Raw genomic sequence first — 10,908 nt, 5'->3', positions numbered from 1 at the left:
GAGCCGAGGGGCGGCCGGAGGTGCGAGCGGCCGGGGGCGACGAGAGGGAGGACCGCCGGTGACCGGCGGTCCTCCCTTCGTATCGCCTGCGTAGCGGCCTCGGATCAGGCGGAGACGCCGCGGCGGGCGACCCAGCCCGTCCAGGCGGAGTCGATCATGTCGCGGACGTCGTGGCGGGCCTTCCAGCCCAGCTCCGTGGCGATGCGGTCCGCGGAGGCGACGACGCGGGCCGGGTCGCCGGGGCGGCGCGGGGTGACGACGGGCGCGGCGGAGTGGCCGGTGATCTCGTTGATCAGGTCGATCATCTCGGTGACGGAGACACCCTCGCCACGGCCGATGTTGACCGTCAGATCGCGCGGCTCGCCGGCGGCGGCCCACTCGGCGAGCTTGCGCGCGGCCACGAGGTGCGCGTCGGCGAGGTCCTCGACGTGGATGTAGTCACGGACGCAGGTGCCGTCCGGGGTGGCGTAGTCGTCACCGAAGATCCGCGGGGCCTCACCGGCGTCGAGCCGCTCGAAGACCATCGGGACCAGGTTGAAGACACCGGTGTCGGCCAGCTCGGGGGTCGCGGCGCCCGCCACGTTGAAGTAGCGCAGGCAGGCCGTGGAGATGCCGTGGGCCTTGCCGGCCGCCCGGACCAGCCACTCGCCGGCGAGCTTGGTCTCGCCGTACGGGCTCAGCGGCAGGCAGGGCGTCTCCTCGGTGACGAGGTCGACGTCGGGCATGCCGTAGACGGCGGCCGAGGAGGAGAAGAGGAAGTTGCGCACGCCGGCGGCGGCCACGGCCTCGAGGAGGACGGTGAGGCCCAGCACGTTCTCGCGGTAGTAGTGCAGGGGCTGCTCGACGGACTCGCCGACCTGCTTCTTCGCGGCGAGGTGGACGACGCCCGTGACACCGTGCTCGGCGATGGTCCGGTCGAGCACCTCGCGGTCCAGGGTCGAACCGACCACCAGGGGCACGCCCTCCGGAATCCGCTCCTGGTAGCCCGTGGACAGGTCGTCGAGGACGACGACCCGCTCCCCCGCCTGCGTCATGGCGCGGACCACGTGCGAGCCGATGTATCCGGCACCACCGGTGATCAGATAAGTCATAACGCCCAAATCCCTTTCGCTAAGTCCCGCGGGAGAGCCTGCGGAGCCTGGCTCCGACTGCCCGGAGCCCGTCACGGACACCGGGTGCGATCCGCACCGCGAGCGAGCCGTTGGCCGTGGTGTACTGCTGCACCAGCAGTACACCGTACCGGCTGCTCGGCAGGACCCACCGTCGCTGCCGCTCCTCCGGCAGCCGCAGCGCGGTCGCGAAGGACTCGCCATCGGCGCAGTCCACCGTGATCCGGAGGTCCCAGAGCTGGATGCCCCTGTCTCCCCGGCCGCGGCCCGCCAGCGCGAGGGCGGTGAGTCCGGCCGGGACGCGGCCGGTCCAGCCGCCCGCCACCTCACGCAGCTCGGCCCGCTCGGTACGGACGGACGCGTCCGAGCCGCGGGGCAGGAACGACACCTGCGCGGTACGGGGCACGGCCGCGCTCAGCCTGCCGTACAGATCGCGCACCGTGAACCGCAGTTCGCCGCCCCGGCCGCAGTACAGGGCGGCGTCGACGACCCCCGGGAGGGCGGCCAGGGGCAGGGTGTCAATGCCGTCCAGCTCCGCGCCGGGAAGGTCGTCGGACCAGACGGCGGCGCCCCCGCTCCGGGCGTACGGCGGGAGGAGCCGGGCCGGTTCGGCGGCGAGCCGGGACAGCCGGGTCAGGTCCCGGGGCTCGTCGGCGGCCAGGATGAAGCGGGCCATCCAGCGCGAGGGGGCCGCCGCCGCGGCGAGGTCGCTCTCGTCGAACGTCTTGAGGTGTTCCCGGGTCGCCGCCCACCACTCGCTGCGGTACCCGGCGTCGCGGCGCCTCAACTCGCGGGCGTACAGGCGCAGGTCGTGTTCGAGGAACTTGGTGCGGCAGGCGGCGGCGAGCTCGGTACGGCCGGCCGCCTCGAAGGTCTCGACGGCGGTGCGGTGGGCGGCGACCCTGGCCCGCCAGTTGGTGACGCCGTCCCGGTCGAGGGAGATGGACAGATGGGCGGCGGCGCGGCGCACGTGCCAGACGTAGACCGTGTCGGGGACCACGGCGACGCGTGGCGCGGCGGCCAGGACGCGCGCGGTGAAGAGGAAGTCCTCGTAGACGCAGTGGCCTTCGGGGAAGAGGATGCCGTGCTCGGCGAGGAAGGACCGGTCGTAGACCTTGTTGACGCAGAGCGTGTCGTGGACCAGCGGGGTGAGGTCCGCCGCCGTTTCCAGGAGGGCCGGCTCGTGGTAGAGCGCGGGCTGCCAGCGCACGTCGCGGCCTTCGGGCAGCTCACGCCGTACGCAGGCGCCGACGGCGACGGGGGCGCGATGGAGCTCGGCCGCCGCGACCAGCGCCTCGGCCGCCCCCTCGGGGAGGATGTCGTCGCTGTCGAGGAATATCACCACGGGAGCGGTGACCGCGCGGACGCCGTCGTTGCGCGGGGTGCCACAGCCGCCGCTGTTCACCGTGCGGTGGACGACGCGCAGCCGGGGGTGGAGCGCGGCCAGCTCGTCCAGGACCCGTGCCGTGCCGTCGCTCGAACCGTCGTCGACGGCGATGACCTCCGCCACCACGGGTCCCTGGTCGAGGACGGACCGGATCGCCTCACCGACCAGGGCCTCGTCATTGTGTGCGATTACCACGACACCGAGTTTGCCCGCTACCTGAGGCGGGGTGACGCTACTCACATCGGGGATCCTACGGGACGCGCGCCCGACGGATCGCGCGCCGGGCGGCGTTCGTCCCGGGTGCTCCGGGCCCCTCCGGGAGGGGGGTCGTCACCCGTCATACTGGATACGTTCACATGTCCGTATGTCCAGGTTCAGGAGTCGACCGCAGTGCGCAATCCCGAGGCACCCCGGCTGCTTGGGGTCTACCGCCGAGCCATACCGGAACGCGTGCGGAAGGCCATCGTCGCGCAGGTCGACGCCGACGTCCGCCGCCGTCTGAAGATCCGGATCGCGAACGGCACGGCCGCGGCCGAGCGGCTGCGCAGCGGCCGGGTCGCCAAGCGGTACGAGACACTCACCGCCGCCCCCGACCGCGCCGTGATCAGCGTCGGCCGCGAGTCGAAGGTCGCCCTGGTCTCCACCGGGATCACCCCGCTGGAGGCCCGCCGCGCGAACCTGGACTCCGTGCTGAGCGCACTGGCCGGGGCGGGGATCGAGCACTTCTGCGTACGGAGCCAGTCGGACACCGCCGCCGCCGTGGCCGTACGGGCCGAGGACCGCGCCGCCGTCATCACGGCGCTCACCGACGCCTGCAACCGGCTGCCGGGCTACGTGGCCCCGGTCGGGGGGAGCAGCGCCGTCTCGGCGACCTCGCAGCCCGGCTTCGAGGCGGCCACCTGGCAGCGGCTGCGCGACGCCGACGTGCTGCGCCTCACCTGGTACCACACCGATCCCACGCGTCTGCTGAAGCTCGGTGACCGGTACGGCTGCGACGTGGAGTTCTGGCACGAGGAGGACGGCGAGCTGGTGGCGCCGAGGCCCGGCAAGATCGCCTCCGCCCTGCCGCTGCGGGGCGAGACCGTCACCGTGCCGGAGTCGTACTTCACCAGCCTCGCGCCCCGCGAGGCGGCCGACGCGGCCCGGGTTCCGGCCCGCGCGGAGACGGCCGTCGTCCACACCGACGAGGTCACCTTCCCGATCGACGTCGTCTACACCTGGGTCGACGGCTCCGACCCCGCCTGGCTGCGCCGTCGCGCCGAGTTCTCGGGCGAGGCCTACCACGCGGAGGCGGCCAACGCGGCGCGCTACCTCAGCCGCGACGAGCTGCGGTACTCGCTGCGCTCGCTGCACATGTACGCGCCGTGGGTCCGCACCATCTACCTGGTGACCGACGACCAGCAGCCCGACTGGCTGGACACCGAGGTCCCCGGCCTGAAGGTGGTCAGCCACAAGGACGTCTTCCGCTCCCCCGACCTGCTGCCGACGTTCAACTCGCACGCCATCGAGAGCCAGCTTCACCACATCGAGGGACTGTCCGAGCACTTCCTCTACTTCAACGACGACGTGATGCTCGGCAACGAGGTCACCCCGCAGGACTTCTTCCACTCCAACGGGCTGACCAAGTTCTTCCCGTCCCCGGCCCTGGTGCCGCTCGGCGAGCGGACCGTCGACGACCCGCCGGTCGCCGCGGCCGGAAAGAACAACCGGCGCCTGATCGAGGAGCGTTACGGCGCCGTCCTGGTCCAGAAGATGAAGCACATGCCGCACCCGCTGCGCCGCAGCGTGCTGACGGAGATCGAGACCGAGTTCGAGGCCGAGTACCGCCGTACGGAGGCGAGCAGGTTCCGCAGCATCGACGACATCTCCATCTCGTCGTCGCTGCACCACTACTACGCCTTCCACACCCAGCGGGCGGTGCCGTCCCAGCTGCCGTACGCGTACCTGGACCTGACGCATCCGTGGACGGAGACCCGGCTCGGCCGGCTGCTCGCCAGCCGCGACAAGGCCGTCTTCTGTGTCAACGACACGGTGTCGACGGAGCAGGACGTGACCGACCAGAAGGACTTGATCACGCCCTTCCTGGAGGCGTACTTCCCGGTCCCGAGCCCTTACGAGAAGAAGCCGTAGCGCGCGTAGAAACGAGAGGGGGGCCCTTCCCCGTCCGGCCGGACGGGGAAGGGCCCCCCTCTTCTGTGTGGAATCAGCTCCGCTCGAAACGCGAACGGACCGGGAAGTAGGCGTTCAGGAAGGCCCGCAGCACGCGGTCCTGCTCGTCCACCGGCACCTCCGCGTCCGCGGACTCACCGATGCAGAAGACGTCGTGGCTCCGGGAGGCCAGCAGCCGGCTGAGCACCGAGTGGTGGTCGTAGTTGCCGACGTTGACGTAGCTGCAGGAGATCGCCGACGGCACCGAGCTGCCCGTGAGGTAGCCGTAGTGGTGGTGCAGCGACGAGGTGATCGACAGGTCCGAGTTGGCCCGGAACGGGTTACGGGCCGTTGCCGAGACCTCCTCGGGGAACCGCTCGGCGATCTCGGCCAGCACGCTGCGGCGCAGGGGGTGCGGGGCATGCAGGAAGCCGTGCGTGGCGACCCGCCCGAACGCCTGCTCCAGCAGGGCCCGGTTGTTCTTCGCCGCGGCGAAGTAGCCCTCGTCGTCGGGCGACGGGTCGCTCGGCGGGACGGCGGTCGGCGAACGGAACAGCTTCGCGACACCGTTGCTCAGGAAGAACGAGCCGGGCGAGAGCGGACGGCCGATGAAGACGTCGTCGTTGAAGTAGAGGAACTGCTCGGAGAGCCCCTCGATCCGGTGCAGCTGGCTCTCGATGGCGTGCGAGTTGAACGTGGGCAGCCAGGACTGGTCCGGGAAGATGTCCTTGTGGGCGACCACCTCGATGCCGGGCTGGTCGGTGTCCAGCCACTCGGGCGTCTGGTCGTCCGTCACCAGGTAGATGGTGCGCACCCACGGCGCGAACATCTGCAGCGACCGCAGCGAGTACCGCAGTTCGTCGCGGTTGCGGAAGCGGACGTCACCGCTGTCGGCGTCGTCGACGGGCATGTCCAGCTTGCGGCGGACGTCGTCACGGCGCTTGCGCCACGCCGGGTCGGTGTCGTCGACCCACGTGTAGACGACGTCGATCGGGAAGTCGACTTCCCACATCAGCTGCTTGGTGAACTGGGTCAGCGTCGGGTAGGCGTGCTCGCCGACCTGAAGCTTGGCGGTGGGCTCCAGCGACGGCAGGCGGCGGCCGAGGAGCGTGGCCGAACGCGGGCTGTTGCGCCAGCCGTCCTCGTCCTCGTCCCAGAACTCGACGGTGCAGCCGTACGCCGGCCCGTAGCGCAGCGTCCGGCTCGCGCTCGTCACCGGCTTGAAGACCTTCACACCGGCGACCTCACCGACGGTTTCGAGCCGCTCGGCCAGTACGGCTCCGGGGGCGGCGCCGCGCGGCGTGATGAGCTCGCCGTACACGGGCTTGCCCTGCAGCTCGGTCGCGAGCGCCCGGAGGGCGCTTTCACGGTGCTCGACCGGGACGGCCACCAGGTGCGCGAGGCCGTCGTTGCGGACGAGGGTGAAGGGGACTCCGGCGTTCTCGAAGGCCTTGGCCGTGATCTCCAGGTTGAGATCGGCCATCGTCGGGCCGTCGATGTCGTCCCGCTCCTCCGCCAGGCGGCCGGCGGAGCGGATCAGGGACCGGTTCTGCGCCTGGATCATCACCTCGCGCGCCTTCTGCTCGTCGGCGGAGTTGGCGAGCAGGGAGACGGGAGCGGCGACGCTGAAGCTCTTGGTACCGCCCTGCGCGATCCGCAGGGCGGTACGGTCGGCCCGCGCGGCGAGGCGCTCGGGAGTGTCACGGCGAGCGACGAGACGCTCGAAGAGCTCCTCCCACTGCGCGGTGATCTTCTCGCCGGAGAAGCGCTCGTTGACGCCGGCACGCGCCGCCTTGCCGAAGGCGTGGCGGGTGTCGTCGTCCTCCATCAGCCGGGACATGGCCGCGGCCAGGGAGTCGATGTCCCGCGGCGGGACCAGCAGTCCGTCCACGTCGTGGCGGATGATCTCGGCGGGGCCGGTGACGATGTCGTACGCGATCACGGGCACACCCGCGGCGAAGACTTCGAGGAGGACCAGGGGGAACGCCTCGTTGCGCGAGGGCAGCAGGCAGAGCGCCGCCTTGGCCCACTCCTGCTCCATCTGGTCGGAGCGGCCCATGAGCTCCACCCGCGAGTGGATTCCGAGCCCCTCGACGAGATGACGCAGTCGCACCTGCTGCGGGCCGTCACCGAAGATCCGCAGAGTCCAGTCGGGGAAGTCGGCGGAGACACGGTGGAAGGCGTGGATCGCGTGGTCCAGCTGCTTCTCCGGGGTCATCCGGGCAGCCAGGACGATCGTCTTGCTCTCGAGGTCGGAGCGCTGGCGGTAGCCGTCGGGCACCGCGTTCGGAATGGCGACGAGCTCGGGCGCCGCGGCGCCGAGCGAGTCGGCGAACCAGTCGTTGGTGCGCTCGGTGAGCGAGACCAGGGCGTCGATCCGGGGCGCGTACACGAGGAGGGGCTCGCCGGAGACGCCGCGCAGCTGGGAGGCGCGGTGCTCCTGGTGGACGGTGACGACACGGGCCGGCGCGAGGTCGGCGACGGCGGCCATGAGGGCCGGCGTGGTCGTGACGAGGACGTCGGAGTCCAGCGAGCCGAGCGCCTGGGTCATCTCGATGTCGGAGAGCCGGTTGAAGGTGCTCTCCCAGGACGGCTTGATGATCTCGCTGGGGAGGGAGGTCAGTGTGCGGCAGGCCTCGGCGTCGAGGGTGGAGCTCCGCACGGGGCGCTCGACGGCGCCGGTCCGGTCCACCAGGTAGCGCCGCTTCACCTTGCGGGCCGCCGAGAAGAAGGGTTCCTGCCGCGTCTTGAAGACACTGAGGACCTCGACGTCATGCCGGGGCGCGAGGTGGATCGCCTGGGTGTAGGCGGCCATCTCGGTGCCGCCCATTTCGTCACCCCAGGTGAGCAGAAACGTGATCTTCATGCGACTTCCTCTGTACTGGGGTGCGCGGCTATGACATCTGCGCAGTTGACGGCGAGCGCTCCGGCCGCGGTGACATGGGCGTGCACCCGCAGGAGGGAGCCGTTGTCGAGGGCGACGATGCGGAAGGGGGTCCGGTAGACCTGCTTGGGGTGGCGGACGTCGGTCAGCTTCCGGGCGATCTTCAGCCGGGTGCCGCCGAGCCGCAGGTACAGGTCCCAGGTCCGGGCCGTGCCGCGCCCTCCGCCCATCCTGTCCAGAGGGACGTCGAAGGTGAAGCGGTCGTCCTGCCACTCGGGCGTGACGGTGACGGCCTTGTGGTTGCCTCGGCGCAGCGCCGCCTCCGCCGTCCCGGCGGCGGCTTTGGCGGGGGCGACACCGATGAGTCGTCCGTGCACGGTGACCCGGTCCCAGCGCAGGTCGAACGAGGTGAGTTCGGCGTGCGGGCGGGGGGCTCGGACCTTCAGCAGCGCGAAGCCGTCGACCGAGCGCACGAGCCGGAAGGTCGCGCCGCTCGTCGGCGACGGCGAAACCGGAAGGGTGGGGCCGTCGGAGAGGTCCTGTCCCGCGGCCGCGGCGATGGCCGCACGTCGGGTCTGCCCGTCCTCGTCCGTGATCAGGACCGCGATCCGCCAGATGCCGCTGCCGAGCACCGGTCCGCGGCCGGCGGGCTCCGGGTGGCCCTGGTGGCGCAAGGGGACGGTCGCGGTGAGCAGCGCCGTTCCGTCGGCCTGTGGTTCGAGCTCCAGAGGCACCCGCTCACGGCTCGTGCCGTGCGACAGCACGAGTTCGGCGGAGGCGACGCGTCGGCCGGGGACGGCGACGGCGACGTTCAGCGTCCTGCCGCTGGAGACGGAGAAGTGCACGGGCTTGAGCTGTGCGCCCGGCCGGATCCCGCCACCGATCGCCGGCACGGTGTGCAACTGCTCAACTCGACGGCGCATGCGTACGGCGGCCCGGCGCGCACGCTTCGCAGCGCCCACCGCGTAGGGCAGCAGTGAGTCACTCACGGCGATTCCCGGCTTCCATTCTCAGCAGACAGTCAGCGGCACATGCTGTCAAGGACGAAGTTCAATGGCAAGTTGACTCCTGATTTGACCATTATGTGACCGCAATCACTCGATCAAGTGAAACCCATGTGGCCGTTTCCCCTCTTTACCTGTGGCGATCTCGCCGGATCGTCAGCAGGAAAGCAGGGGGAAGATGGGCCGCCGGAGCAACTTCGACCACTTTGTGCCGTCGCGACGCACGCTGCTCGGAACCGCGGCCGGCATCACGCTGGCCGGACTCGTGAGTGGCTGCACCACCGCACCCGCCTCCGCGCCTCCGGGCGACCACGCGGGCGGTGGCGGCTCCGGAATGCCGGTGCGGCAGCTGGGCGCCGAGCCGCGGAACGGATTCGCGGAGCCCGGCGGTGCTCGGGTGATGCAGATCGTGGCCCACCCGGACGACGACCTCTTCTTCATGAACCCCGACGTGATCCACACGCTGTCGAACGGCGTGCCGGTGATCTCCGTCTATGTCACGGACGGCGGTTCCTTCGGCGTGAACGCCGTACCCGGCCGACCGAACCCGTCCGCGAACATACCCGCGTACGTCTCCTCTCGCCAGCAGGGCCTGCGGCAGGCGTACGCGCGAATGCTCGGCGCCCCCCTCTTCACGACGTGGGAGCGGACCACGCTCCCACTGCCCGAGGGCCGGGAGGCCGAGCTCAACGTGCTGGAGCACCAGGGACGGCGCGCGGAGCTGATCTTCCTCAACATACGGATGCACGCGAAGGACCGGGGCCGGCCGGTCAACATGGCCCACCTGTGGGGCACGCCCGGCGTCCGCCTCCCCACCCAGCCCACCCCCGAGTCCCCGGTCCGGGGCTCGTTCTCCTACGGTCGCGAGGACCTGGTGGGCACCCTCGTCTCCCTGCTGCGGCGCTACCGGCCCACCCTGATACGGACCCTCGACCCCGACCCCGACGCCCAGGTCCACGACAAGCGGCATCCGCGTGGCAGCGACCAGGCCGGCTACTCCGACCACCCCGACCACACCGCGACGGCGCTCTTCACCTGGCGCGCGCTGGCCGAGTGGGCCGACGGCACGGCACGCCGCGGCAAGGCGCCCGCGTTCCAGACCGAGTCGTACCGCGGCTACTACAACCAGCGCTGGCCGCACAATCTGCCGCCCGAGACGGTCGCCCTCAAGACCGAGTACCTCAACGCCTACGGCGGCGACCCGTCCTGGGAGTGCGGCAACGCCTCCGGCTGCGGGGACTACGCGATCGGCTCCGACCGCGTCCTCGTGTCGAAGAAGGGGTGGGTCCGCAGCACCCACCGGCGCTACCCGAACGCCGGGCCCCAGGTCGTGACCGCCGAGGACGGCACCCTGACCGTGTACGCCGTGCTCGGCACCCGCCTCGCCCGCTGGAGCGGCACGTCCGCCGGGGTACTGGGCGCCCCCGAGGACCTCGGCGGCGGACCGCTGGCACCCGCGATCTCCGTGACCACGGACGCGAAGGGGCGCCAGCTGATCTTCGCCCTGCGCTTCTCCCGGCTGGAGGGCGCCACGTCCCGGAACGTCCGCGAGATCGTCATGCTGCGGCAGCGGACGCCCGGCGGGGCGTTCGAGTCCAGCTGGGTCGGGCTCGGCAACCCCGAGAACCGCCCGCGGCGCTCCCGGCTGACCGGTCCGCCGACCGCGGTGACCGGCTCCGACGGCCGGATCCACGTCTTCGTACGGAACGGGCACAAGGGAGTGAGCACCCGCGTCCTCGACGAGCAGGGCACCTGGTCACCGTGGCGGTCGCTGCCCGGCGGGTACGTCCAGGACGGCCTCGCCGCGACGGTGGACGGCGGCGGGCTCATCCATGTCTTCGCCGCCGCGCCCGGCTGGGTGGAGCACTGGGCGCAGCGCAAGCCGTCCGCCGAACTGCGCAAGGGCTCGCGGCGCTTCGTGGCGAGGCCGGGGGACGTGCCGGACGCGGTGACCGCCTCGGACGGTTCCGTGCTGCTCGGCTACCGGCCGGTGACGAGCGACCGCGTGATGGTCGAGCGGCTCGCCGCGGGGCGGACGGGACGCTGGACGACCGTGGCGAACCCGGTCGTGCCGGGCTACGGCCGGGTCAGCCTGGTCGGCGGCCGCAAGCCGAGCGCGGACGGGCTGCTGATGGCGGCCGCCGCCGGGGGCGGCGAGGCGCTGGTCTACGACGTCCGCGACGGCGGAGTGGCCGAGGCGCGCGCCCGGCAGCATGCGGTCACGGTGGGCACCCCGGCAGCGCTGTCGCCGGCCGGCGGCGCTCCGGCGGCCGTGGTCACCCTCGGTCTGACGGGCCGCCCGGTCATCACCCGCCTACGGGACATGGCGGACAGCCAGGCGTCCTGAGGGCCCTGACCGCCTGACCGCGCGAGCGC

The 10,908-nt window shown here is 71.6% G+C and carries 6 protein-coding genes; 2 read left to right on the top strand and 4 right to left on the bottom strand.

The window, feature by feature from the left end:
• Positions 1-104: 104 nt before the first annotated feature.
• Positions 105-1,091 carry a UDP-glucose 4-epimerase GalE gene (gene galE, locus ACZ3OF_RS05510; RefSeq protein WP_361681780.1) on the bottom strand — a complete coding sequence of 329 codons (987 nt, stop codon included), beginning with the start codon at positions 1,089-1,091 and terminating at the stop codon, positions 105-107.
• A gap of 19 nt (positions 1,092-1,110) precedes the next feature.
• Positions 1,111-2,691 (bottom strand): glycosyltransferase family 2 protein, encoded by a 1,581-nt coding sequence (locus ACZ3OF_RS05505; RefSeq protein ID WP_467302993.1) that lies wholly within the window; start codon positions 2,689-2,691, stop codon positions 1,111-1,113.
• Positions 2,692-2,886: 195 nt separating this feature from the next.
• On the opposite strand from ACZ3OF_RS05505, the gene ACZ3OF_RS05500 reads away from it, so the two are divergent.
• Entirely contained in the window at positions 2,887-4,626 is a 1,740-nt protein-coding gene (locus tag ACZ3OF_RS05500; protein WP_361681786.1) for a stealth family protein, read from the top strand.
• 73 nt (positions 4,627-4,699) lie between these two features.
• Here the strand turns inward: ACZ3OF_RS05500 and ACZ3OF_RS05495 are convergent, their stop codons facing one another.
• Positions 4,700-7,510 (bottom strand): stealth conserved region 3 domain-containing protein, encoded by a 2,811-nt coding sequence (locus ACZ3OF_RS05495; RefSeq protein WP_361681789.1) that lies wholly within the window; start codon positions 7,508-7,510, stop codon positions 4,700-4,702.
• Positions 7,507-8,517: a hypothetical protein gene (locus ACZ3OF_RS05490; protein WP_361681792.1), complete on the bottom strand. Its 1,011-nt coding sequence runs from the start codon at positions 8,515-8,517 to the stop codon at positions 7,507-7,509. Before ACZ3OF_RS05490 ends, ACZ3OF_RS05495 begins: the two co-directional genes overlap by 4 nt.
• Positions 8,518-8,710: 193 nt before the next feature.
• Here ACZ3OF_RS05490 and ACZ3OF_RS05485 point away from each other — a divergent pair, with 193 nt between their 5' ends.
• Positions 8,711-10,879, top strand: coding sequence for a PIG-L family deacetylase (locus ACZ3OF_RS05485; protein ID WP_361681795.1), 2,169 nt, complete (start codon positions 8,711-8,713; stop codon positions 10,877-10,879).
• Positions 10,880-10,908: the final 29 nt, after the last annotated feature.

Source organism: Streptomyces sp. NPDC022552 (assembly GCF_055561875.1).
The sequence above is the reverse complement of the archived record's forward strand: the minus strand, read 5'-3'. Positions and strand labels throughout refer to the sequence as shown.